Below are 22190 nucleotides of genomic sequence, written 5' to 3'. Positions count from 1 at the left end.
AACGTGTCGGTCCGGCTGGCGGTCTAGCGTCGGACCAGACGCGGAACACCGCCCGTCGGCCTCCCGTCTACGGTCAGTCGTCGTCCGCTGGCGCGCCCGACACCGCGTCCAGCGTCGGGCGCTCGATGCGGCCCTCGATGCTGGGGTCGACTCCGTGCTCGCGGGCGTACTCGACGATGGCCTCGTACTGCTGGCCGTGCGTTGCGACCACGTCGGTCGGCCCGAAGGCGTCGAACAGGTGCGAGGATTCGACGTAGTAGCCGCTCGTCGCGAGCGTGTACGTCGCGTCGTGCTCGAGCGGCTCGCCGCGGACGCGTACCTCCCGAGCCTCGTCGAACTCGTCGTCCCAGACGACGGAGAGGCCACTCAGATGGCCGAACCAGTGCGTCGGCACCTCGTCGCCGTACTGGGCGAGTGCCGCGTCGTGGACGGTCCGCCTGACCTGCTCGCCGGTGATGCGGACCGACACCAGCTCGTTCTCGAACGGGCAGAGGCCGATGATGTCGGCCGCCGTCACGTCGCCGACGAGCGGCTCGGTCGTCCGGAGGCCGCCGGACGAGTGGACCGCGATGTCGGCGCTCGAGACCCACCGGTAGGCGTCCGTGACCAGGTTCCCGACGCGGCTCTCGCCCTGCTTCGTATCCGCCCGGGTGACCGTCACGGGCTCGTCGAGGGTGGCGATGGTGTCCGTCAGACCGGCCTCGCGCCGGCGCGCCTCGAGCGCCTCGAGGAGGTCCTCGGCGACCGGTGCGTCGCCGGTTGGCAGCCGGTAGGCCGTCGGTCGGTCGTTGAACACGACTTCGGAGAGTCCCGAGGCGTTCGAGCCGGCGCGGACGAGCAGTGTCCCCGCAACCCTGTCGATGAACTCCTCGTGGGCGTGCCCACCCAGGACGACGTCGACATCGAGCTGCTCGGCGAGGGCCGTGTCGTCGCCGCAGTGCGAGAGGACGACGACGTGGTCGACGTCGCGTTCGCGCAGTGCCGCGACCGCGTCGTCCGCTGCCGCGACCGGGTCGCCGAACGAGAGGCCCTCGGCCGATGGGTTGATGTCGGGGGTCTCCGGGCTGGCGACGCCGGTGACGCCGACGCGATGCTCGCCGGCTTCGAGAACCGCCCACGGGACGGCACCCTCGTCGGCGGCGAAGGGCTCGCCGGCGTCGAAGACGTTGGCGCACAGCCAGGGCATCGGCGAGTCGGCGACGACAGCGCGGGTGGCCTCGGGCCCGTGGTCGAAGTCGTGGTTGCCGAACGTGTCGCCGTCGGGCCGGACGGCCTCGAAGAAGTCCAGCGCGTGGCGGCAGTCGGTCACGAGCGAGAGCACGCCCGGCCCGAGGTTGTCGCCGGCACCGAACACGAGCGTCTCCTCGTCGCGACGCTCGCGGACGAGGCCGACGAGTCGTGCGAGCAGTTCCGGGTCGTCCGGAGCCCGCTCGACGTCGGCGTAGTGGAGAATGCGGAGGGGCATGGTAGAGCCCTACGCCTACCGGTTCAAGAACGTTCTCCTTGTGTGCGAGTGCCTCACTCGGGGCCGACACGGCGGAACCACTCGACCGGCTCCGTCGGGATGCCCACCCGCTCGGCGTGGGCGACCATCGCCTCGTGGAGGCCGCCGGCGTCCTCGACGACGTTCGCCTCGGTAATCGTCGGGAACTCCACGTCCTCGACGACGAGGTACCGAATCGTGGTCAGGTGGTACGTCGCGTCCGGGTCGAGCGGTGCGCCGGCGACGGTCACTCCGGCGGGCCGGTCGCGAGCGACGTCCCAGTCGACCTCGATGCCCGCGAACTGCCCGTTCCACCGCGCACCGTCCTGGTCGCGGTGCCCTTCGCCGGCCTCGGCCACGACCGACCGGAGCTCGGTCCCGTCGAGGGCGAGCGTGACGAGCCCGGCCGGGAACGGTACCAGCGAGTGGAGGTCGACCCGGCGGACCGCACCGGAGAGCGGGACGCCGCAGTCCCGCATCGTCCGACTGTTCACCAGCCCGACGTCCGCGTCGCCGGCCCGGCGGAACGCCTCGGCGACGAACGTGCCGACGGGCGACGGCTCGCGGGCACGGCGGTTCACCGTCCCGTCGACGTGCGTCACGACGTCGTCGAGGCCGACCGCGGCGAGCTGGTCCCGCAGGTCGGCCGTCAGCCCGGGGGCCGGCTCGTGGTCGTCGACGTCGTGGAAGCGCGTCTCGGTCGCGCCGTCGTCGTCGATGCGGACCTCGACGAGGTGGCTGCCGGCCGCCCCCGGACGGACGAGCCGCGTCCCGGCGACGACGTCGTCGCGTGGTTCGTGGACGTGCCCGCCCAGGACCACGTCCACGTCGACGCCGCGTGCGATGGGGTCGTCGTCGCCGCAGTGGGAGACGCCGACGACGTACTCGACGCCGGCGTCGCGAAGGGCGTCGACGGCCTCGCGTGCCGCCGCGACCGGGTCACGGCCGTCGAGACCGATGCCGGGCTTGATGTCGCCCAGAGCCGGCGTCGTCACGCCGAAGAGCCCGACCGGGCCGGCCGCGGTGTCGACGACGGTCCATGGCTCGGTCGCGTCGGCCGCGAACCGGCCGTCACCGTTCCCGTCACCCGCGTACAGGTTCGCACAGAGCCAGGTCGGTGGCGTCTCGGCGGCGAACCGACGGGCCCGGTCCAGCGTGCCGTCGAACTCGTGGTTGCCGAACGTCTCGACGTCTGGCGCGACGGCGTCGAGGAACGTCTCGGCGTGCCCGCCGTCGGCCTCGAAGCTGAGGACGCAGGGGCCGGTGTCGTCACCACCGCCGGTGACGACGGTCCGGTCGTCGCGACGCTCGCGGACGGCCGTCGCGAGCCGTCCGACCCGTTCGGGCACGTCGTAGGCGGCTTCCAGGTCGGCGTAGTGCAGCAGTCGGAGGGTCACGTCCGGGCGTCTCTCCTCGCCGGTCAAGAACGTTCGGCCCGGACGAACAGACCTAAGCGACCGTACCCCCAAGCCCGGTGCATGAGCGAGCACGCGCTGGAGGAGCTGCGGACGGCCGACGGCGAGACGGTGTACGTGGACCGGCGGGAGGGCGACCGCGGCTCGAAGGCGCCCTTCTTCGTCGTCTACCGGACGCCGGACCGCGAGCGCAAGTACGGCTGGTTCTGTGCGAACTGCGAGACGGTCGACAACGCGATGGACTCGATGGGGCGCATCCAGTGCAACGTCTGCGAGAACTTCCGGAAGGCGACGGAGTGGGACGCGGCGCACGAGTGAGTGTCGGCGGTCGGGGCGTCAGCGCCGGGCACGACTCCCCGGATTCGGCCAGCAGCGCACCCGTCGTGGCACGCTCCGAGAGGTAGCTCGGGTGAACGTTTATTACGGTTGCCGTGGTAGTAGATACCGAATGTGCCCCGTTAACACGAATCGGCACTTGCGGGAGGAAGCGGAGTCGATTTTCAGCCGCCTCGGGTACACCGTCACGACCGACGGCGACGAAGTGCGCGCGGAGCGAGACTGGAAGGTCGTCCACGTGACCGCCACAGAGGAACTACACAATCCGCCCGAGTCAGCCTCCCCCGGTGCGTATCGCTGTTTCGTCACCCGGCGGGAACACGCCGACGCGGTCAGGCGGCGCGTCCGCAAGGCCGACCCCGAGTACGAGTGGGCCGTCATCGGCGTCGACGACGAGGCCGACTACGAGGTCGAGCGCGCACCGCCCGCCATCTGACCCGGCCCGCTACAGCTTCTCCGCGGTCGCTTCGGCCCCGGCGGCCGCGTCGATGTCGGCACCCTCGTCCGCCAGCACGCTGCCGAGCGCGTTGACGAGGTAGGTGACGTTCTTCGGCCGCGCGGAGTGGCCCATGCAGCCGATGCGGAATATCTCGCCCGAGAGGTCCCCGAGCCCGCCGGCGATCTCCAGGTCGTACTCGTCGAGGAGTCGCGAGATGACCGTCCCGTCGTCGACGCCGGCGGGGACGCGGACGGCGTTCAGGCTCGGGAGCCAGTACTCGTCGGGCGCGTTCATCTCCATGCCCATCGCCTTCACGCCGGCTTTCAGCGCGCCGGCCATACGCTCGTGACGCTTCCAGCGGCTCGCGATGCCCTCCTCGGCGACGAGCCGGAGCGCCTCGCGGAGCGCGTAGACGTTCGTGATGGGTGCCGTGTGGTGGTACGCGCGCTCGTCGCCCCAGTAGCCCTCCAGCAGCGAGAGGTCGAGGTACCACGAGCGGGCGGGTTCCTCGCGTGAGAGCACCTTGTCCATCGCGTCGTCGTTGAGCGTCAGCGGCGACGCGCCGGGCGGACAGGAGAGGCACTTCTGCGGGCCCGCGTAGGCCACGTCGATGCCCCACTCGTCGACGCGCAGCTCCACGCCACCGATGCTCGTGACGCTGTCGGCGACGACGAGGGCGTCGTGCTCGTGGGCGATACCGGTGAGTTCGGACACGTTGGGCTGGCGCACGCCGGTGCTGGTCTCGGCGTGGACGAAGCCGAACACGTCGGGCTGGTGCTCGTCGAAGGCGTCGGCGACGGCCGACGGCGAGAGCGGCTCGCCCCACGGCGCGTCGACCTCGACGACCTCGCCGCCGGCACGGCGGGCCATCTCGGCCATCCGGCCGCCGAAGTAGCCGTTCGTGGGCACGAGCATCGTGTCGCCGGGTTCGACGACGTTTCCGATGGCCGCCTCCATGGCGGCCGAGCCCGTCCCGGAGACGGGGATGGTCCACTTGTTGTCGGTCCGGAACGTGTACCGGAGCAGGTCCTGTACCTCGTTCATTATCTCGATGAAGGAGGGGTCGAGGTGGCCCACGAGCGGCGTGCTCATCGCACGGAGCACCCGCGGGTTGACGTCGCTCGGTCCGGGCCCCATCAGCGTACGGTTCGGCGGTGTGAGTTCGCCGACCTGCGGTGCATCCTGCATACCGGGTGAATCAGCCCGTCGCGGGAAAAAGCTATCTCGCCGGCCGTGGCGAAGGCATTTACCATGGTACGTCGTCACGTAACACGATGGCTACGGACGAGGAGTCCCGCCCGAGCCACGACGCGCTCGGGTTCGCCCACCCGGGCGACGAGGCGTACGCCGACCTGGCAGCCGACCTCCGCGGGGCGGTGCGCGGGGACGTGCGCTTCGACGAGTACGCACAGGTGCTGTACGCCACCGACGGGAGCATCTACCAGGCGCGGCCGGCCGGCGTCGTCGAACCACGCGACGCCGCGGACGTGCAGGCGGCGGTCCGGACCGCTGCCGAGCACGGCGTGCCGGTGCTCCCGCGTGGCGCGGGCACCTCGCTGGCGGGGCAGGGGGTCGGCGAGGGCTGTGTCGTCATCGACTGCTCGGTCCACATGGACGCGGTGCTCGACGTCGACCCCGACGCGCGGACCGCCCGCGTCCAGCCCGGCGTCGTGCAGGACGACCTCGACGCCGTCCTCGAACCCCACGGCCTCCAGTTCGCGCCGGACCCCGCGTCGTCCGCCCGCGCGACGGTCGGTGGCGGCATCGGCAACAACTCGACGGGCGCACACTCGGTCAGATACGGCATCACCGACGCGTACGTGCGCTCGGTCGACGTGGTGCTCGCCGACGGGACCGAGGCGACCCTCGGCGACGTGACCCTCGACTCACCCGAGTGGGACGAGCTCCTGGGCCGCGACGACCGCGTCGCCGACCTCCACCGGACGGTCCGGGCACTCGTCGAGGAGCACGAGGCGGAGATAGCGTCCCGGTACCCCGAACTCAAGCGCTGTGTCTCGGGCTACAACCTCCACAAGGTCGTCCGCGAGGCGGACGGCGAGCGCGTCATGAACCTCGCGAAGCTCGTCGTCGGGAGCGAGGGCACGCTCGCCGTCGTCACGGCCGCGGAGCTCGACCTCGTGACCCGCCCCGAGTCCCACGCGCTGGCGGTCTACGCCTACGACGACCTGGTCGACGCGCTCGCGGCGGTCCCGGACGCCCTCGCACACGACGCGAGCGCGGTCGAGCTCGTCGACAACCAGGTGGTCGCGATGGCCCGCGACGCGCCGGAGTACAGCGAGTACGCCGAGCCGTTCCCCGACGACGCCGCGGCGTTCCTGCTCGTCGAGTTCGACTCGGAGCTGCACGACGACTTCGTGGCCGCGATGGACGCCGCCACGGACACGCTCCAGCGCGAGGGGGCGGCGACCAGGCACCTCGAGGCGTTCGACGCGGACGACCAGGCGGACCTCTGGAAGCTCCGGACGGCGGCCATCCCGCTGCTGATGTCGATGGACGGCGACCCGAAGCCGTACCCGTTCATCGAGGACGCGACGGTGCCGCCCGACCGGCTCGCCAGCTACGTCGAGGAGTTCGAGGCGGTGCTCGAGCGCCACGGCACCTCGGCGGCGTACTTCGCCCACGCCGGCGTCGGCACGCTCCACATCCGGCCCATCCTGAACCTGAAGACGGAGGACGGCGTCGAGACGATGCACGCCATCGCCGACGACGTGACCGACCTCGTGCTGGAGTACGACGGCGCGTTCTCGGGCGAGCACGGCGACGGCCTCGCACGCACGGCGTTCACCCCGAAGATGTACGGCCCCACCCTCTGGGACGCGTTCAAGCGTGTCAAGACCGCGTTCGACCCCGCGTGGCAGCTCCACCCCGGAAACGTCGTCTACCGCGACTCGGCGTCCGACCACGGCCCGCCGAGCGACCGCGGTGTCGGCGCGGACATGCGGGAGCGGCTCCGCTACGGCCCCGAGTACAGCGCGCTCGAACCGCAGACGACCCTCGACTTCGACGACGACGGCGGCTTCGCCCACCTCGTCGAGCTCTGCAACGGCTGTGGCACCTGTCGCCAGACGGGCAGCGACACGATGTGTCCGACCTACCGCGCGAGCCGCGAGGAGGTCCAGTCGACCAGGGGCCGAGCGAACCTGCTCCGGGCGGCCATCAGCGGGGAACTCGACGCGGAGGAACTCTACTCCGAGCGGTTCCAGTCCGAGGTGCTGGACCTCTGTGTCGGCTGCAAGGGCTGTGCGAGTGACTGCCCGACCGGCGTCGACCTGGCGAAGCTGAAAGCGGAGGTGAAACACCAGCACCACGAGCGCGACGGCGCGTCCCTCCGCGAACGCCTCTTCCGCGACATCGACCGCTTTGCAGCCGTCGGGAGCACGCTCGCCCCGCTGTCGAACTGGGCGACACAGCTTCCCGGTGCCCGTGCCCTCGGCGAACGGTTGCTCGGCGTCGCGGCGGACCGGGAGCTCCCGACGTTCGAGCGCGAGAGCCTCGTGGACTGGTTCGCCACGCGCGGTCCGCAGGTCCCCAGCGACGCCGACCGACGGGTCGTGCTCTACCCGGACACCTACACGAACTACACCGAGCCCGCCGTCGGCAGGGCGGCGGTCCGGGTGCTGGAGGCCGCCGGCGTCCACGTCGCGGTCCCGACGGACCTCGGGGCGACCGGCCGGCCGGCGTACTCGCTGGGCTTCCTCGACGTGGCCCGGGAGCGCGCGAGGGCGACGGTCGGCGCGCTCGAACCGCTGGTCGCGGACGGCTGGGCGGTGGCCTTCGTCGAGCCGAGCGACGCCGCGATGCTGGCCGACGAGTACGCCGACCTCCTCCCGGATTCGCCGGCGCGTGCGGCCGTCGCGGCGGCCAGCGGGGGCGTCTGCGAGTACCTCGACCGGAACCGACTCGTCTCGTCCCTGCCGACGGACGCGCCCGACGACCGGCTCGTCTATCACGGCCACTGCAACCAGAAGGCGCTCGGGACTGACCACCACGCGGTCGGCGTGCTCCGACGGGCGGGGTACACCGTCGACCCGCTCGACGCCGGCTGCTGTGGCATGGCCGGCAGCTTCGGCTACGAGGCCGAGCACCACGAGCTCTCGCGGGCCATCGGCCGCATCCTCTTCGACCAGGTCGACGCCGCCGACGGTCGACCGGTGGCGCCCGGCGCGTCCTGCCGCACGCAGCTCGGCGACCGACCCGGCGCGAGCCGCCCACAGCACCCCATCGAGGCCGTGGCGGCGGCGCTCGACGGGGCGTGACCGGGTGTCGCCGGTCCAGCTGTGGTTTTACCACCCCGGCGACCGAGCGACTGGCCATGCAGGACCAGACCGACCCGCCGACCGGCGTCGTCGAGGTCGTCGAACGCTCGCTCGAACTGTTCGTGACCGACATCACCGAGGCACTCCCGAAGGTGCTCGCTGGCATCGTCTTCCTCGTGCTCGCCGGCCTCCTCGTGAAGCTCGTCATGTTCGCGGTTCGGCGAGTGCTCGCCAGGACGCTGCCGGGCGAGGCACCGGTGTATCGCCAGTTCCTCTCGACCATCATCGCCGTCGTGCTCTGGTTCGCGGTCGCGCTCTCGTTCCTCTCGGTCGTCGGGCTCTCCGAGCTGGCGGCCGCCATCGGGACATCCGCCGGCTTCGTCGCACTCGGCGTCTCCTACGCCCTCTCCGGGATGATCGCCGACGCCGTCGCCGGCGTCTACCTGCTCCGTGACCCCGACTTCAACCCCGGCGACGAGGTGACCGTCGGCGACGTCAGCGGCCAGGTGACGACCATCGAGCTCCGGAAGACCCGCTTCGCGGTCGACGGCGACACCGTCGTCCGGGGGAACGCCGAGATAGAGAAGAAGTGGACCAAGCGCGGGGAGCCGAGCGATACGGGCGCGACCGCCGACTGAGGCCAGTTCGCACGCCCGGCGAGTGACTTATGCCCCGGCGGCTCGTACGGGCGCTGACATGATGGTCGGGCACTCGCTGCTGGCGTTCGCGCTCGTCGCCACGGTAGCGCGTGCCCTCGACGCCTCGCCGGGACGCGCGCTGGCCGCCGGCGCGGCCGCGGGGGCGTTCGCCGCGGTCCCCGACACGGACATGGTGTACGCACTTACGGGCTTCGCCGGCGCGGAGTTCGACAGCGTGTTCTCCGTGACGACGGCGTTCTGGTCGGCGAGCACCGTCGTCCACCGGTCGGTGACGCACTCGCTCGTCGTCGCACCCATCGCGGCGCTCGCGTTCGCGCTCGTCGTCGTCCGTGGGCGTCACGCGGGCACTTCGATCGCCGTCGGCTTCGTCCTGCTCGGCGCGCTGACCGTCGTCGCCGCGGCGCTCCACGGGCTGCTGGGACTCGTCGTCCTCGGCGCGTTCTCGCTCGCCGGGGTCGCGGTCGCGGCCATCGTCCGCGAGAGCAGCAGCCTCGACGCCCGGACGACCTTCGTCGTGGCGCTCGCGGGGCTCGCCTCGCACCCGTTCGGCGACCTGTTCACGGGCGAGCCGCCCGCGATGCTCTGGCCGCTCGACACCACCGTCTTCACCAGCCACGTCGCCCTCTCGGCCGACCCCACCCTCCACCTGCTGGGGGCGTTCGCGGTCGAGCTCGCAGTCGTCTGGTTCGCGCTGCTCGCCTTCTGCTGGGTGACCGGCCGCCGGCCGGAGGTGAAGTCGCGGGCGACCGCCGGCCTCGCCTACGGCGGTGCCTTCTTCCTCCTGCCGCCGCCGACGCTCGACGTCTCGTACCACTTCGTGTTCTCCATCCTCGCCGTCGGCACGGTGCTCGCGGTGCCGCTGGCGGCCCCGACCAGAACGCAGGTCGCATTCGACGCGCTCCGCCGCGGCGTCACCGACCACGGGGTCAGGTCGGTCGCGACCGGGCTCGCGGCCATCACGTTCGCACTCGTCGCCTACGGCGGCCTCTACGTCCTCGTCTGAGCGCGACGGACATCCGGGGAAACACACTCTTATACACCTAGCCCTACGTGCTATCGTATGACTGAACGGGACCTCGGTCGTCTGTTCGAGGAGCACCGGCTGAACGCGACTCTCTCGTGGGTGCTCGTCGCTGTCGTCGTCCTCGCGGCCATCGAGGAGGTCCTCCTCGGCGACTGGCTCTGGACCGTGTTCGCGCTGGCGGTGGCCGGCGTCGCGGTCCTCCCACCGCTGACGCACAGGCGGTGGCTCGTGATGCTGCCGTGGGAGGTGCTCTTGCTGGCCGCACTGCCCGTGCTGGGCCGGACCGCGCTGGTCCGTGGGCTGTTGAACGACATCGTCCTCGCGACGCTGCCCACCGTGCAGGGGTTCCTCTCGGCCTCGCCCGTGTCGAGCACCGCCGCCTACGTCTCCGTGGCTGCCTTCGCGCTCATCGTCGTCGTCGAGCTACACGTGTTCACGCCGGTCAAGCTCACGCCCGGCTTCGCCGTGCTCACGGTCGTCGTGCTCACACTCGCCGCGGCGGGCGTCTGGGCGGTCGTCCGGTGGCTCGCACACATCTACATCGGCACGGGGTTCTACACGGAGCTCGACCCGCTGATGATAGAGTTCGTCTACTCCGCCGCCGCCGGGCTGCTCGCCGGGCTGACCTTCGAGGCGTACTTCCGGCGGCGCAACCACACCGCACGGCGCTCGCTCGCGATGGTCGAGGAGGTCTCGGAGGAGTTGAGTGACCAGTTCGACTTCGAGGTGAACGAGAAGTGAAGTTCCGGGACAGACTGGGCATCGACGAGGCGTTCCAGCGGCGGGTCACGCGGCTGATGCAGCTCACGCTCGTCGGGCTGCTGTTCGTCGGCATCGAGCGACGGAACCTGGGCATCGTGGTCAACACGCTGCTGGGGCTCGCCGTGACCCAGCTCCCGGCGGTCATCGAACGCGACTTCGACATCCCGCTCGACGCCGGGCTGTCGCTCTGGATCACCACCGCCGCGTTCCTGCACGCGCTGGGGACCGTCGGCATCCCCGGTACCGAGGGCACGTTCTACCGGAGCACCCAGTGGTGGGACCACATGACCCACGCGCTTTCCTCATCGCTCGTCGCCGCCGCCGGCTACACGACCGTCCGGGCCCTCGACGAGCACAGCGACGAGATACACCTGCCATCGCGGGTGACGTTCGTCTTCATCCTCTCGTTCGTCATGGCGTTCGGCGTGGTCTGGGAGCTGGTGGAGTTCGGCATCGGCATCGCCACGGCGGCGCTTGGCAGTGGGGGGTTCCTCATCCAGTTCGGCGTCGACGACACCATGCGCGACCTCGTGTTCAACACCGCCGGTGGGCTCGTCGTCGCCGTCTGGGGGCAGGCCTACCTGAGCGACGTGGTCGGTGCGGTCAGGAACCGGCTGGAGGGCGACGACGAATCGGCCGGCGGCGCGACGTAGCTTTAAGTTTGTATGCCTCGTGCTACCACACGGATATGGTCTTCAAGAAGATCACGCTCATCGGCACGAGTTCGGAGAGCTTCGAGGACGCCGCAGACAACGCCATCGACCGCGCGCAGGACACGATAGACAACGTGCACTGGGTCGAGGTCGAGGAGCTGGGCGTCGAAATCGCGTCGGTTGCGGACCGAGAGTACCAGGCGGAGGTGACGGTGGCGTTCGAACTGGACGGCTGACCGCCGACGGCTCGCCGGGCCGGCATCACCCCGTGACAGTCCGGATGGCTGCGACGGAGACTCACCGACAGCCCATGTCGATATTTTTCCGGCGCTGGTGAAATCCCCAGTCGCGAACAGGACGTATCGGTGTAATCGGCAGATACAGATGAGGAATTTGGCATACGCCGCCGAGAAAATCGAAACAATTAAACTTCAATTCGTCAACCATTATCCACATGAGTGACGGTTCAGTCCCGAAGCTCGCCGTTGACCAGAACGTGGAGATAGCCGTGTCTCTGGTGGGGATTTTAGCAGTCTGTGCGGCCACCTACAACGCTGCGCAGACAGGGAACTGGGAACCGCTGTCGGCGACCTCTATCGGACTGGCACTCGTCGTCCTGTTCGTCACGTCCGAGCGATAGGCAGTCCTACGTACCGGCTGTTTCACCGAAGATAGTGTTCGACTGAGCAGGTGTCAACAGAGTGTCTTCTCTGGAACGAGCCGAGAAGCGGTCATGCGCCACGGTGCGAGATTAGGCGACCGACGTAGGACCCAGTCCGAGCGGCGTGAGACGCGGAGGCTGTCTCACGGCTACGACGGAGAGAACGTCCACTCGACGGGAGGGGTCACCGGGACCGCAGTCACGTCCGGAACGACTCGCCGCAGCCGCACTCCGAGACGACGTTCGGGTTCTCGACGTGGAAGCCGGCGCCCTGCAGGCCACCTTCGAAGTCGAGGACGCTCCCCTCCACGTAGTTCAGGCTCGACGGGTCGACGAACACGCGCAGGTCGTGGTGTTCGTAGATGGTGTCGTCAGGCTCCGGCTCGTCGTCGAACCGCATGCCGTAGGAGAGGCCGGCACAGCCGCCCTGCTGGACGAACAGTCGCAGGCCGGCCTCGTCGGTGTCCAGTCCCTCCCCCTCCAGCAGCGAGAGGGCCTCGTCGGCTGCCGTCTCGGTGACTTCGATTCGCGGGGACATCTCCCCATCCGCGGTGCCCGTGCTCATACATCACCGTACGTCGCCGCGGGATGTTAATGCTGTTGCACGAGTCGGGGGGCCGCCGGTAGTTTGAAGCTATCGCCACGTGTCTCGTCGGTAGATGTCGAGGACCATCCGTGTCCTCCACGTGGACGACGACGACTCGTTGCTCGGCCTGACGAAGACGATGTTGGAACGGGAGGGGGAGGATATCACGGTCGAGAGCGCCAGTTCGGGCAGGGACGGACTGCGGTGTCTCCGGGAGAACGGCCGGGTCGACTGTATCGTCTGTGACTACGAGATGCCCGGCATGGACGGACTCGACCTGCTGGAGTCGGTCCGCCAGCGCAGGCCCGATCTCCCGTTCATCCTGTTCACCGGCAGGGGGAGCGAGGAGATCGCGAGCCGGGCGCTCTCGGCGGGTGCGACGGAGTACCTCCAGAAGGGGGGCGGGTCGGACCAGTACACGGTGCTCGCGAACCGCATCGGGAACGCCGTGGCGAAGCGCCGGGCCGAGCGCGAGCGCGAGCAGGCCCGCAACCGGTACCAGGCGCTCATCGAGCATTCATCCGACCTCATCACGATCCTCGACGACGACGGCGTGTTCCAGTACACGAGCCCGGCGACGGAGCAGGTCCTCGGATACGAACCCGAGACCCTCATCGGCGAGCCCTCGTTCGAGATGGTCCACCCCGACGACCTGGCGGCCGTGATGGACGCGTTCTCGCGGATGCGGGAGGACCCATCGGCCACACCCTCGATCAGCTACCGGCTCCGGCACGCAAACGGCGAGTGGCGTCACATCGAGTCCAGGGGGGCGAACCGCCTCGACGACCCGGCAATCGAAGGGTACGTCATCAACACGCGCGACGTGACCGACCGGGTCGAGGCCGAGCAACAGCTCAGCGAGGAGCAGGAGCTGTTCGACGCCGCGCTGGACGCCCTGCCACACGTGTTCTACGTCGCGAAACTCGACGGGTCCGGGTGGCGCTGGAACAGCAGGCTGGAGGAGGTCAGCGGCTACTCGAACGCTGAGCTGCGCGACATCGATATCGAGGACATCTTCGCGGCGGAGGACATCCCGAAGATAGAGTCGGTCATCGACCGGGTCCGCGACGGAGAGACGGCGACCTACGAGGCGCGGATAAAAAAGAAGTCGGGCGAGTTCGAGCGGCGGCGCATCAGCGCCTCACTGCTCACCGACGACGACGGCGGGCCCATCGGGATCTGTGGTATCGGCGTCAGTCTCGACGAGGACGACGAGTAGCTCAGTCCTCGAACCGGCGACGCACGCTGTCGGCGTGTGCGGCCAGCCCCTCCGCGTCGGCGAGCGTCGTGACGGTCGTGGAGAGGTCCTCCAGTGCGTCGCGGTCGAGCCGCTGGACGGTCGTCGAGCGGAGGAAGTGGTCGACGGAGAGCCCGCCGTGGCGCTTCGCGCCGCCGCCGGTCGGCAGCACGTGGTTCGTCCCCGAGGCGTAGTCGCCGGCCGCGACGGGCGTGTACGGCCCGAGGAACACGCTGCCGGCGCTGTCGATGCGGTCGAGGACGGCCTCCTCGTCGTCGGTCTGGATGGAGAGGTGCTCGGCGGCGTACTCCTCGGCGAACAGGATGGCCTCGCTCATCGACCGCGCGAAGAGGACCCCCGAGGCGTCGTTCTCGAGGGCTTCTCGGGCCACGGTCTCGCGCTCGGCGTCGGCGACCTGTGCCTCGACCTCGGCGGCGATGCGCTCGGCGAGCGCCTCGTCGTCTGTGACACAGACCACCGAGGCGTGTTCGTCGTGCTCGGCCTGTGCGACGAGGTCGGCAGCGACGAAGGCGGGTTCGGCGGTCTCGTCGGCGAGGACGAGCACCTCCGAGGGGCCGGCGAGGAAGTCGATGTCGACGTCGCCCTGCACCTCGGCCTTCGCGGCGGTCACCCACCGGTTGCCCGGCCCGACGATCTTCTGGACCGCCGGAATGGACTCGGTGCCGTAGGCCATCGCTGCGACGGCCTGTGCACCGCCCACGGAGTACACCTCGTCGGCCCCCGCGACGTGGATAGCCGCCAGCGTCACCGGGTTCAGCTCGTCGGCCGGCGGCGTACAGACGACCACGTCCTCGACGCCCGCAACGACGGCCGGGACGACGCCCATGATGACCGACGACGGGTACGCGGCGGTCCCGCCGGGCGCGTAGACGCCGACACGCTGCAGCGGGCGGAAGCGACGGCCCAGCTCGCGGCCGTCGAAGTCGTCGCGCCAGTCGTCGGGCACCTGCGCCTCGTGGAACTCGCGGACGTTCGCGGCGGCCGTCTCGACGGCCTCGCGCACGTCGTCGTCGATGGCCTCGTACGCCCGTTCACACTGGCCGGCGACGTCCAGGTTCGCCACCTGCACGTCGTCGAACTCGGCACAGAACTCTCGAACCGCCACGTCGCCCTCCTCGCGCACCCGGTCGACGATGTCGGCCACGTCGCTCCGGACCGCGTCGACGCCCGCGTCGCGCTCGAAGATGGCGCGCCGCTCGTCGGGACCCAGGTCGGCGACTGCTCGTACGTTCATGGGAGCAGCTTCGGCCGGGCCGCGAAAAACGGTTGCGTTCGGTCACTCGCCGGTCCGGCCGCGCACGGCGGTCCGAACTCCCTCGAGGAACAGCACCACCACGATGGCGAACCCCGTGAGCCCGAACGGGGCCGAGAGCAGCTGTGCGGTGTGGTAGCCGAGGAAGATGCGGCCGAAGCCAAGCAGCACGAACCCCACGAGCACGAGCCCGAAGGCGAGGAGCGCGAGCGTGACGTACCGGTCCCGGTCCATACCAGCCATCGGCACCGCGTGGTCTAACCCGTTTTGGAACGGCGACCGGGTGATGCCGCGTTTCCGGGGTCGACGCTCAGGCGTCCTCCCGCCGCGGGTCGTACTCGTAGCCGACGCGGCCGCCCGCGCCCTGCGCCCGCAGCTGCCGGGCGAGTTCGGCCACGTCCTCGGGCCCGGCGAACGCGAACGGCCCTGCGACGAACGGGAGTGCGGCCGCCATCCCCCGCGCGGTCGGCTCGAAGCCCGGGGCGGCGGCCAGCGGGTTGCACCAGACGACGGCGGCGGCGCGCGCCGAGAGCCAGGCGAGTTCGCGCTCCAGCGCCGCGACGGCGCCCATCTCCAGCCCGTCGCTGACCACGAACACGACCGTGCGGTTGTCGACCGCGTCCGGCGTCCGTCCGCGCAGTTCCGCGAGCGAGCCACCGATACGGGTGCCCCCGCCCCAGGCCGCCTCCGCGTCGGCGAGCGCTCCGGCCGCCCCGCTTGCGGCGCCGTCGTCGAACGCCCGCGTGACCTCGCGCAGGTCCTCGTCGAAGAAGAAGACGCGGCAGTCGCGCCACGCCGTCCGGCTCCGGCCGAGGACCTCGAGCAGGAACCCACGGTCCAGCGTGTCCAGCACGGAGCGACTCACGTCCACCAGCCAGGTCGCGCGCACCCCGCGCTCCTTGCGGTCCCTGGTGGGCAGCGAGATGACGGTGCCGCCGGTGCCGACGCTGGCCCGGAGCGCGCGCCGGGCGTCCGTGTGGCGAGCGCCGGCGGTGTCCCAGGCCCGCCCCCGGAGCGTCGCGAGCGCGACCGTCAGCTCGTCGACGGCGGCTCCCAGTTCGTCGTGCTCGACGAATCCCGGGAGTGCCTCGACGGGTGCCCGTGAACCGGTCGGGCTGTACCGCGAGAGAGCCAGTGGCTCGTCGTCGCGGTCGTCGAGGTGGGCCGCCAGCGACGAGGAGCGCCAGGCAACGTTGCTCTCCGTGTCGTCGTCAGGTTCCGCCGTGGTCTCGCCCTCGTTCGTCGCTTCGGGCTCCTCGCCGTCGGTCGGGTCACCTCCGAGCGGTGCCAGCGCGCCCTCCGGCGGGTCGTCCCACCGCTCCGCCGGGCCCGTCTCGCGGAGTCCCGCCGTGAGCCGCCGCCAGAACTCGGGGAACATGCGCTCGAACTCGTCGGCGTCCCGCGGGTCGGTGACGAGCGTCGCCCGGGTGGCCGCCCTGGCGCGGTCCGCGTCCGAGAACCCGACCACGACGAGCGAGCGGGCGGCCGTTGTCGCGGCGTTCGCGGGCACGGACGCGCCGGCCCGGCGGAGGGAACGGGCGAAGCGGACCAGCTCGTCGCGGACGTGCTCGGTAGCGCGGGCGACGGCCTCGCCGTCGATGTCACCCGGGTCCGGTCCGCGAGCCGGCGCGTCGTCCGTCACGACTCGGCGGCCTCCCGCGCTGCCCGTGCCGCCTCGACCAGGGAGTCGAGCAGTTCGTCGTCCACGCGCTCGACGTCCTCGACCTCCTTCAGGACGGCCCCGAGGGTCCGGCGAATCTCCGCGCGGGAGAGCGAGTCCGGGCCGCCGTTCTCCCTGAGCGTGGCGACGGCGCGGGCCCAGTCGATTGTCTCGGCCGCGCCCGGCGGTTTCCTGAGGGGTTCCTCCCGGAGACGACCGACGATGCCACAGAGCTCGGCGGCGACGGCGTCGTAGAGTTCGGGCACCTTCCGGGCGAGTATCTCGCGCTCCTTCTCGAAGCTCGGCGGCGAGACGTGCAGGTAGAGGCAGCGCCGCTTGAGCGCGTCACTCAGCGGCCGTGTGCGGTTCGAGGTGACGACGACGACCGGCGGTGTGCTCGCGGCGATGGTGCCGAGCTCCGGCACCGAGACCTGGAAGTCGCTCAGCACCTCGAGCAGCAGCGCCTCGAACGCCTCGTCGGCGCGGTCGACCTCGTCGACGAGGAGGACCCGGCGGCCCTCGCCCCGGAGCGCCTGCAGCAGCGGCCGTTCGAGCAGGAACGGCTCCGAGAAGACGGACTCGTCGTGACTGTCGCTGGTCGACCCCGTCGCGACGCCGCTCTCGCCCGCCTGCACCGCGAGCAGCTGCTTCGTGTAGTTCCACTCGTACAGCGCGTTCTCGGCGGCCAGCCCCTCGTAGCACTGGAGCCGCACGAGGTCGGCGTCGAAGCCGCCGGCGAGCACCTTCGCCAGCTCGGTCTTGCCCGCGCCGGGCTCGCCCTCGATGAGCAGCGGGCGGCCGAGCCGGAGCGCGAGCAGCACCGTCGTCACGATGTCGTCGTCCGCGACGTACGACTGCTCGTCGAAGACCGCCCGGATGTCGGCCTCGGTCACGTCGTCGAATCCGTCTGTCTCGCTCATGTCGTCGTCCTTTGGTGGCATAGGGGGGTCCCAGCAGCAAAACGTCCCCGGCGGGACGTGCGGGTCAGTCGGCGGCGGCGGGCGTCGGGGTGCGGTCGAGCACCCGTTCCAGCGCCCGCCTCGTGTACGTGCCGACGAGCTGTTCGCGGAACTCCGCCGACGCCTGCAGGTCGGACATCATCATCGCGGTGTCGAGCCCCTCGGTGGCGCGGTCGGCGGCCGCATCGATGGTGGCCTCGTCGAGCGACGCGCCCGCGAGCGCGTCCTCGACGCCCTCGAGCCGGACGCCGCGGTCCATGACGCCGTTCGCGCCGACGCGGGCGGACTGGACGGTGCCGCCGTCGACGGTGGCCTGCACGCAGACCCCGACCATCGCGTAGCCCGAGGACGGCGACGGTTTCTTCGCGTACGCGCCGACGGCGTCGGCCGCCGACGGCACCTCGACCCTCGTGACGAGCTCGTCGGGGCCGATGTCGGTCGCGTACATCCCGAAGAAGAAGTCGTCGGCCGACACCCGACGTTCGCCGTCGGGCCCGGTCACGACGATGGTCGCGTCCGACGCCAGCGCCGCGCCGGGCAGGTCGGAGGCGGGGTCGGCGTGGGCGATGTTGCCGCCGACCGTCCCGCGGTTGCGGACCTGCGTGTCGCCGACCTGCCGGACGGCGTGGTAGAGCGCCGGCGCGTGCTCCTCGGAGGCGTCCTCGCCGATGAAGTCGCTGTACGTCGTCATCGCGCCGATGCCGAGCGTGTCGCCATCGGCCGTGACGCCGTGGAGCGCCTCCACGTCGCCGATGTCGATGAGAACGTCCGGGCTGGAGAGGCCGGACTTCATCGCCGGCAACAGGCTGTGGCCGCCGGCGAGCAGCTCCGTCTCCGCGCCGGCGTGCTCCGCCATGAGGTCGATGGCTTCGGAGACGCTCGACGCCTCGTAGTAGTCGAACCCGTCGGGGAACATCAGCGCTCACCTCCGGGGTCCGCGTCGTCGCCAGCGGGCTCCGCCCCGCCGTCGGCCGTCGCGTTGGCCTGTACGGCGCTCCACACGGACTCCGCGTCCATCGGCATGTCGATGTGGTCCACGCCGAACGGCTCCAGCGCGTCGGCGACCGCGTTGACGATGGCCTGTGGGGCGGCGATGGTGCCGGCCTCGCCGACGCCTTTCACCCCCAGCGGGTTGTGCGGGCTCGGCGTCACCGTTGACTCGGTCTCCATCTCGGGGATGTGCTCGGCCTTCGGCACCGCGTAGTCCTGCATCGAGCCCGTCAGCAGGGTGGCGTTGTCGTCGTACTCCGCCCCCTCGTAGAGCGCCTGGCCGACGCCCTGGGCGATGCCGCCGTGGATCTGGCCCTCGACGATCTTCGGGTTGATCTGGTTGCCGACGTCGTCGACAGCGACGTACCGTTCGATCTCTATCTCGCCGGAGTCGGGGTCGACCTCGACGATGGCGGCGTGGGTGCCGAACGGGAACACGAAGTTCTCCGGGTCGTAGAAGCTGGTGGCCTCGAGCCCGGGCTCCATCTCGGCCGGGATGTCGTGGGCGAGGTAGGCCGCCCCCGCCACGTCGGCCATCGACATGCTCCGGGCGGGCGCGCCTGCGACGCTGTACTCGCCGTTCTCGAACTCGATGTCGTCCGGGTCCGCTTCGAGCTGGTGGGCCGCGATCTCCTTGCCCTTCTCGACGACCTTCTGGGCGCTCTTGACGAGCGAACTGCCGCCGACGGCCGCGCTTCGCGAGCCGTAGGTTCCCATCCCCTGGGGAATCTCGTCGGTGTCGCCCTCGACGACCTCAACGCTGTCGTAGGGGACGCCGAGTTCGTTCGCGACGATCTGGGCGTACGTCGTGCCGTGGCCCTGCCCGTGGCCGGAGGTCCCGCAGTAGGCCGTCACCGTGCCAGAGGGGTGCATCCGGACGAGGCTGGACTCCCAGAGCCCGGCCTGTGCGCCGAGCTGCCCCGCCAGCTCCGAGGGTGCGAGCCCGCAGGCCTCGATGTAGCAGGAGAAGCCGACGCCGAGGTACGTCCCCTCGTCGCGGGCCCGTTCCTGCTCCTCGCGGAAGTTCTCGTAGTCGAGCAGCTCCAGCGCCTCGTCCATCGGCTTCCCGTACTCGCCGCTGTCGTAGACGACGGCGACCTGCGTCTCGTACGGGAACGCGTCGTCGGGGACGAAGTTCCGCTTGCGGAACTCGACGGGGTCCATCCCCACCTCCTTCGCACCGAGGTGGACGAGCCGCTCCACGAGGAACGACGCCTCGGGCCGGCCCGCACCCCGGTAGGCGTCGACCGGCGGGACGTTCGTGAACGCGCCTTTGACGTGGCCGTAGATGGCCGGGATGTCGTACTGTCCCGAGAGCAGGGTGCCGTACAGGTACGTCGGGACGGCGGGCGCGAACGTCGAGAGGTACGCGCCCATGTTCGCCATCGTGTCGACGCGCAGGCCGACGATGTTGCCGTCGTCGTCCATCGCGATCTCGGCCTTCGTCTCGTGACCGCGGCCCGGTGCGTCGGTGAGGTACGTCTCCGAGCGCGTCGCGGTCCACTTGACGGGTGCCTCGTGCATCATCGAGCACCAGGCGACGAGCGCCTCGTCGGCGTAGTGGTGTATCTTGCTCCCGAAGCCGCCGCCGACGTCGGGTGCCCGCACGCTGAGCTTGTGCTCCGGGTGGCCGATGACACCGGCCATCAGCAGCCGGTGGACGTGCGGGTTCTGCGTCGTCATCGCCACCTCCAGCTCGTCCGTGCCGGGGTTGTACTCCGCGACCGCGGCGCGTGGCTCCATCGCGTTCGCGATGAGCAGCTGGTTCTCCAGGTCGATGCTCGCGGTGTGGCTCGCGTCGGCGAACGCGTCGGCGGTCTTCTCGGCGTCGCCGATCTCCCAGTCGAACGCGACGTTGCCCTCGGCGTCATCGTGGAGCCGTTCGGCGTCGTCCGCGAACGCCTCGCTCGGGTGGACGACCGCGTCGAGGCGCTCGTACGCCACGTCGACCGCGCCGGCCGCGTCGCGGGCGGTGTAGCGGTCCTCGGCGACGACGACGGCGATGCCGTCGCCCTGGTGGCGAACCTTCTCGCTCGCCAGGACCGGGTGTGGCACCTGCTCCAGGCTGTCGAGGAGCCACGCCGTCGGCAGGGCGAACGAGCCGCCGCCCGGCGTCTCGTCGCTCGTCAGGTCCTCGTAGGTGTAGACGCCGTGGACGCCCTCCATCGCCTCCGCCTCGCTGGTGTCGATGTCCTCCAGTCGCGCGTGGCCGTACTGGCTGCGCACGACGGCCATGTGGAGCATCCCGTCGAGCTGGATGTCGTCGGTGTACTCGGCGTTGCCCGTCAACAGTGCGGGGTCCTCCCGGCGCTCGATGGCCGAGCCGAGGATGTCCGCCGCGTCGACGTCCTCCGGGTCGAGCGAGTCGATAGTCACAGCTCCTCACCCCCGTCGGTCGCCGGCGTCGGGTCGTCGTCCGACTCGCCCCCGTCGGCCACCGCCGCCGGCTGCATCTCCTTGGCGGCGTTCTGGACCGCGTTGACGATGTTCTGGTAGCCCGTGCAGCGACAGAGGTTGCCCTCCAGCCCCTCGCGGATCTCCTCGCGCGTCGGGTCCGGGTTCTCCTCGAGGATGTCGAGCGCCGTCATCATCATGCCGGGCGTGCAGTAGCCGCACTGGAGGCCGTGCTCCTCCTGGAACCCCTCCTGGATGGGGTGGAAGTCGTGGCGCGTGCCGAGGTCCTCGACGGTGCGTATCTCCGCGCCGTCGGCCTGCACCGCCAGCGCGGTGCAGGACTTGACCGCTTCGCCGTCCATCCGGACCGTACAGGCCCCGCAGAGACTGCTCTCGCAGCCGACGTTCGTCCCGGTGTAGCCGAGTTCGTCCCGCAGCGCGTGGACCAGCAGCGTCCGTGCTTCGACCGTCAGGTCGTGCTCTGCCCCGTTGACCGTGAGTGTGATGTCGTGTTCAGTCATTCAGAATCAGTCGATTTCGACCGGCCCAGCACGCGGTCGACCAGGCTCCGGTCGTCGCTCTCGTCCCCGTCGGACGACGATACCGCCTCCACGCCGAGGTCGTGGAGCTCCTCCTGCACCGAGGAGAAGAAGCGCTTGACGATTCGGTTGGCGACGGGGTTGATGACCCGCTGTCCCATCCCGGCCACCTTCCCGAACACGTCGGCCTCCGTCTCCCACTCGACGGCGACCCCGTCGCCGTCCTCGGTCTCCGAGAGCGCCATCGACGACGACATCTCGAACGAGCTGTCGCCGGAACTGCCCTCGCCGGAGGCGTGCATCCGCGGACGGTCGCGTTCGTCGATGGTCACGACCGTCTCGAACGTCGGGTTGACCGGGCCGACGCTCACCTGCATCAGCGCGGCGTACCGCTCCCCCTCACGGAACGCACGCCCCGCGATGACCTCGGGGTCGTTCGTGAGCTCCCGGTCCATCCCCTCCGCCTGCTCGCCCAGTTCGTCGAAGTCGGCCTCCTCCGCCTCGACGTGCAACAGGAAGGTACAGCCCGGCAACGACTCCTGGACGAGCACCGGGTCCGAGAGCGCGAGCCATACCTCGTCTACCGTGGTGTCTTCGAGTTCGAATGTCCCGCTGAATTCCATGTATGTGTGGTCACCTCGTGTCAGACCGTTTCAGGCTGTGCCGTGTGAAATGATAGTCCGTGACAGTAAAACAGTTACCATGGTTCTGATACACATAGTCGCGGGAGGGGGCAGAAACCGGCAGTTCACGGAGGGTATCGTCGCACGCCCCGTGACTCGATTGGGGTCACCGCACCTGACGGACGCCCGGCGCACGATGGCCGCCTCGAAGCAGGAGTCG

The 22190-nt window shown here is 70.3% G+C and carries 22 protein-coding genes; 10 read left to right on the top strand and 12 right to left on the bottom strand.

Features of this window, described 5'->3' with window-relative positions; all coding sequences use genetic code 11:
• Window positions 1–73: 73 nt before the first annotated feature.
• Window positions 74–1465 (bottom strand): bifunctional metallophosphatase/5'-nucleotidase, encoded by a 1392-nt coding sequence (locus BLT27_RS07605; protein WP_089732507.1) that lies wholly within the window; start codon window positions 1463–1465, stop codon window positions 74–76.
• A gap of 53 nt (window positions 1466–1518) precedes the next feature.
• Window positions 1519–2880, bottom strand: coding sequence for a bifunctional metallophosphatase/5'-nucleotidase (locus tag BLT27_RS07600; RefSeq protein ID WP_139172273.1), 1362 nt, complete (start codon window positions 2878–2880; stop codon window positions 1519–1521).
• 81 nt (window positions 2881–2961) lie between these two features.
• Between BLT27_RS07600 and BLT27_RS07595 the strand changes: the two genes are divergently transcribed.
• On the top strand, window positions 2962–3216 hold the full coding sequence (locus tag BLT27_RS07595) for a DUF5816 domain-containing protein (protein ID WP_217639110.1): 255 nt from the start codon (window positions 2962–2964) through the stop codon (window positions 3214–3216).
• A gap of 130 nt (window positions 3217–3346) precedes the next feature.
• The gene (locus tag BLT27_RS07590; RefSeq protein ID WP_089732503.1) at window positions 3347–3670 is read left to right on the top strand and encodes a DUF7116 family protein; all 324 of its coding nucleotides are present in this window, start codon (window positions 3347–3349) and stop codon (window positions 3668–3670) included.
• 9 nt (window positions 3671–3679) lie between these two features.
• On the opposite strand, the gene BLT27_RS07585 is transcribed toward BLT27_RS07590, so the two are convergent.
• The gene (locus tag BLT27_RS07585) at window positions 3680–4861 is read right to left on the bottom strand and encodes a pyridoxal-phosphate-dependent aminotransferase family protein (RefSeq protein ID WP_089732501.1); all 1182 of its coding nucleotides are present in this window, start codon (window positions 4859–4861) and stop codon (window positions 3680–3682) included.
• An 86-nt stretch (window positions 4862–4947) separates the two neighbouring features.
• On the opposite strand from BLT27_RS07585, the gene BLT27_RS07580 reads away from it, so the two are divergent.
• The 7 genes from BLT27_RS07580 to BLT27_RS07550 all read left to right on the top strand — a co-directional run bounded on the left by BLT27_RS07580 (window position 4948) and on the right by BLT27_RS07550 (window position 11688).
• The gene (locus tag BLT27_RS07580) at window positions 4948–7950 is read left to right on the top strand and encodes an FAD-binding and (Fe-S)-binding domain-containing protein (RefSeq protein WP_089732498.1); all 3003 of its coding nucleotides are present in this window, start codon (window positions 4948–4950) and stop codon (window positions 7948–7950) included.
• 56 nt (window positions 7951–8006) lie between these two features.
• Window positions 8007–8588 carry a mechanosensitive ion channel family protein gene (locus tag BLT27_RS07575; RefSeq protein ID WP_089732497.1) on the top strand — a complete coding sequence of 194 codons (582 nt, stop codon included), beginning with the start codon at window positions 8007–8009 and terminating at the stop codon, window positions 8586–8588.
• Window positions 8589–8646: 58 nt separating this feature from the next.
• A complete protein-coding gene (locus tag BLT27_RS07570; protein WP_089732495.1) occupies window positions 8647–9612 on the top strand; it encodes a metal-dependent hydrolase in 966 nt (321 codons plus the stop codon).
• 57 nt (window positions 9613–9669) lie between these two features.
• Window positions 9670–10374 carry a hypothetical protein gene (locus BLT27_RS07565; RefSeq protein ID WP_245707664.1) on the top strand — a complete coding sequence of 235 codons (705 nt, stop codon included), beginning with the start codon at window positions 9670–9672 and terminating at the stop codon, window positions 10372–10374.
• Window positions 10371–11048: a DUF2238 domain-containing protein gene (locus BLT27_RS07560; RefSeq protein ID WP_089732493.1), complete on the top strand. Its 678-nt coding sequence runs from the start codon at window positions 10371–10373 to the stop codon at window positions 11046–11048. The genes BLT27_RS07565 and BLT27_RS07560 overlap by 4 nt, the downstream gene beginning before the upstream one ends.
• Before the next feature lie 35 nt (window positions 11049–11083).
• A complete protein-coding gene (locus BLT27_RS07555) occupies window positions 11084–11284 on the top strand; it encodes a dodecin (RefSeq protein WP_089732491.1) in 201 nt (66 codons plus the stop codon).
• Between the two features lie 218 nt (window positions 11285–11502).
• Window positions 11503–11688, top strand: a complete 186-nt coding sequence (locus BLT27_RS07550) for a hypothetical protein (protein WP_089732489.1) — start codon at window positions 11503–11505, stop codon at window positions 11686–11688.
• A gap of 220 nt (window positions 11689–11908) precedes the next feature.
• Here the strand turns inward: BLT27_RS07550 and BLT27_RS07545 are convergent, their stop codons facing one another.
• Window positions 11909–12274 carry a HesB/IscA family protein gene (locus tag BLT27_RS07545; protein ID WP_089732487.1) on the bottom strand — a complete coding sequence of 122 codons (366 nt, stop codon included), beginning with the start codon at window positions 12272–12274 and terminating at the stop codon, window positions 11909–11911.
• A 94-nt stretch (window positions 12275–12368) separates the two neighbouring features.
• Here BLT27_RS07545 and BLT27_RS07540 point away from each other — a divergent pair, with 94 nt between their 5' ends.
• Complete coding sequence (locus BLT27_RS07540) at window positions 12369–13514, top strand: PAS domain-containing response regulator (protein WP_089732485.1); 1146 nt, start codon at window positions 12369–12371, stop codon at window positions 13512–13514.
• 1 nt (window position 13515) lies between these two features.
• On the opposite strand, the gene hisD is transcribed toward BLT27_RS07540, so the two are convergent.
• The 8 genes from hisD to BLT27_RS07500 form a co-directional block, all read right to left on the bottom strand.
• A complete protein-coding gene (gene hisD / locus BLT27_RS07535) occupies window positions 13516–14787 on the bottom strand; it encodes a histidinol dehydrogenase (protein WP_089732483.1) in 1272 nt (423 codons plus the stop codon).
• 42 nt (window positions 14788–14829) lie between these two features.
• Window positions 14830–15039 (bottom strand): hypothetical protein, encoded by a 210-nt coding sequence (locus tag BLT27_RS07530; protein WP_089732480.1) that lies wholly within the window; start codon window positions 15037–15039, stop codon window positions 14830–14832.
• A gap of 76 nt (window positions 15040–15115) precedes the next feature.
• The gene (locus BLT27_RS07525) at window positions 15116–16447 is read right to left on the bottom strand and encodes a VWA domain-containing protein (RefSeq protein WP_245707662.1); all 1332 of its coding nucleotides are present in this window, start codon (window positions 16445–16447) and stop codon (window positions 15116–15118) included.
• Window positions 16444–17385 (bottom strand): AAA family ATPase, encoded by a 942-nt coding sequence (locus tag BLT27_RS07520; protein WP_089732792.1) that lies wholly within the window; start codon window positions 17383–17385, stop codon window positions 16444–16446. Before BLT27_RS07520 ends, BLT27_RS07525 begins: the two co-directional genes overlap by 4 nt.
• A gap of 64 nt (window positions 17386–17449) precedes the next feature.
• Window positions 17450–18340 carry an FAD binding domain-containing protein gene (locus BLT27_RS07515; protein ID WP_089732478.1) on the bottom strand — a complete coding sequence of 297 codons (891 nt, stop codon included), beginning with the start codon at window positions 18338–18340 and terminating at the stop codon, window positions 17450–17452.
• Window positions 18340–20790 (bottom strand): xanthine dehydrogenase family protein molybdopterin-binding subunit, encoded by a 2451-nt coding sequence (locus BLT27_RS07510; RefSeq protein ID WP_089732477.1) that lies wholly within the window; start codon window positions 20788–20790, stop codon window positions 18340–18342. The genes BLT27_RS07515 and BLT27_RS07510 overlap by 1 nt, the downstream gene beginning before the upstream one ends.
• Window positions 20787–21329, bottom strand: a complete 543-nt coding sequence (locus BLT27_RS07505) for a (2Fe-2S)-binding protein (protein WP_089732474.1) — start codon at window positions 21327–21329, stop codon at window positions 20787–20789. Before BLT27_RS07505 ends, BLT27_RS07510 begins: the two co-directional genes overlap by 4 nt.
• Window positions 21326–21970: an SRPBCC family protein gene (locus tag BLT27_RS07500; protein ID WP_089732472.1), complete on the bottom strand. Its 645-nt coding sequence runs from the start codon at window positions 21968–21970 to the stop codon at window positions 21326–21328. The genes BLT27_RS07505 and BLT27_RS07500 overlap by 4 nt, the downstream gene beginning before the upstream one ends.
• Between the last annotated feature and the right edge of the window lie 220 nt (window positions 21971–22190).

This window comes from Haloarchaeobius iranensis (assembly GCF_900103505.1).
GTDB lineage: Archaea > Halobacteriota > Halobacteria > Halobacteriales > Natrialbaceae > Haloarchaeobius > Haloarchaeobius iranensis.
Note: the sequence above shows the minus strand (reverse complement) of the source record. Positions and strands in the feature narration are given on the sequence as shown.

What these genes read in the sequence shown, in the direction of transcription:
- BLT27_RS07605 (WP_089732507.1), bottom strand. Translation starts at nt 1,465, where the DNA reads ATGCCCCTCCGCATTCTCCACTACGCCGACGTCGAGCGGGCTCCGGAC.
- BLT27_RS07595 (WP_217639110.1), top strand. Translation starts at nt 2,962, where the DNA reads ATGAGCGAGCACGCGCTGGAGGAGCTGCGGACGGCCGACGGCGAGACG.
- BLT27_RS07590 (WP_089732503.1), top strand. Translation starts at nt 3,347, where the DNA reads ATGTGCCCCGTTAACACGAATCGGCACTTGCGGGAGGAAGCGGAGTCG.
- BLT27_RS07585 (WP_089732501.1), bottom strand. Translation starts at nt 4,861, where the DNA reads ATGCAGGATGCACCGCAGGTCGGCGAACTCACACCGCCGAACCGTACG.
- BLT27_RS07580 (WP_089732498.1), top strand. Translation starts at nt 4,948, where the DNA reads ATGGCTACGGACGAGGAGTCCCGCCCGAGCCACGACGCGCTCGGGTTC.
- BLT27_RS07575 (WP_089732497.1), top strand. Translation starts at nt 8,007, where the DNA reads ATGCAGGACCAGACCGACCCGCCGACCGGCGTCGTCGAGGTCGTCGAA.
- BLT27_RS07570 (WP_089732495.1), top strand. Translation starts at nt 8,647, where the DNA reads ATGATGGTCGGGCACTCGCTGCTGGCGTTCGCGCTCGTCGCCACGGTA.
- BLT27_RS07565 (WP_245707664.1), top strand. Translation starts at nt 9,670, where the DNA reads ATGACTGAACGGGACCTCGGTCGTCTGTTCGAGGAGCACCGGCTGAAC.
- BLT27_RS07555 (WP_089732491.1), top strand. Translation starts at nt 11,084, where the DNA reads ATGGTCTTCAAGAAGATCACGCTCATCGGCACGAGTTCGGAGAGCTTC.
- BLT27_RS07550 (WP_089732489.1), top strand. Translation starts at nt 11,503, where the DNA reads ATGAGTGACGGTTCAGTCCCGAAGCTCGCCGTTGACCAGAACGTGGAG.
- BLT27_RS07545 (WP_089732487.1), bottom strand. Translation starts at nt 12,274, where the DNA reads ATGAGCACGGGCACCGCGGATGGGGAGATGTCCCCGCGAATCGAAGTC.
- BLT27_RS07540 (WP_089732485.1), top strand. Translation starts at nt 12,369, where the DNA reads ATGTCGAGGACCATCCGTGTCCTCCACGTGGACGACGACGACTCGTTG.
- hisD (WP_089732483.1), bottom strand. Translation starts at nt 14,787, where the DNA reads ATGAACGTACGAGCAGTCGCCGACCTGGGTCCCGACGAGCGGCGCGCC.
- BLT27_RS07530 (WP_089732480.1), bottom strand. Translation starts at nt 15,039, where the DNA reads ATGGACCGGGACCGGTACGTCACGCTCGCGCTCCTCGCCTTCGGGCTC.
- BLT27_RS07520 (WP_089732792.1), bottom strand. Translation starts at nt 17,385, where the DNA reads ATGAGCGAGACAGACGGATTCGACGACGTGACCGAGGCCGACATCCGG.
- BLT27_RS07515 (WP_089732478.1), bottom strand. Translation starts at nt 18,340, where the DNA reads ATGTTCCCCGACGGGTTCGACTACTACGAGGCGTCGAGCGTCTCCGAA.
- BLT27_RS07505 (WP_089732474.1), bottom strand. Translation starts at nt 21,329, where the DNA reads ATGACTGAACACGACATCACACTCACGGTCAACGGGGCAGAGCACGAC.
- BLT27_RS07500 (WP_089732472.1), bottom strand. Translation starts at nt 21,970, where the DNA reads ATGGAATTCAGCGGGACATTCGAACTCGAAGACACCACGGTAGACGAG.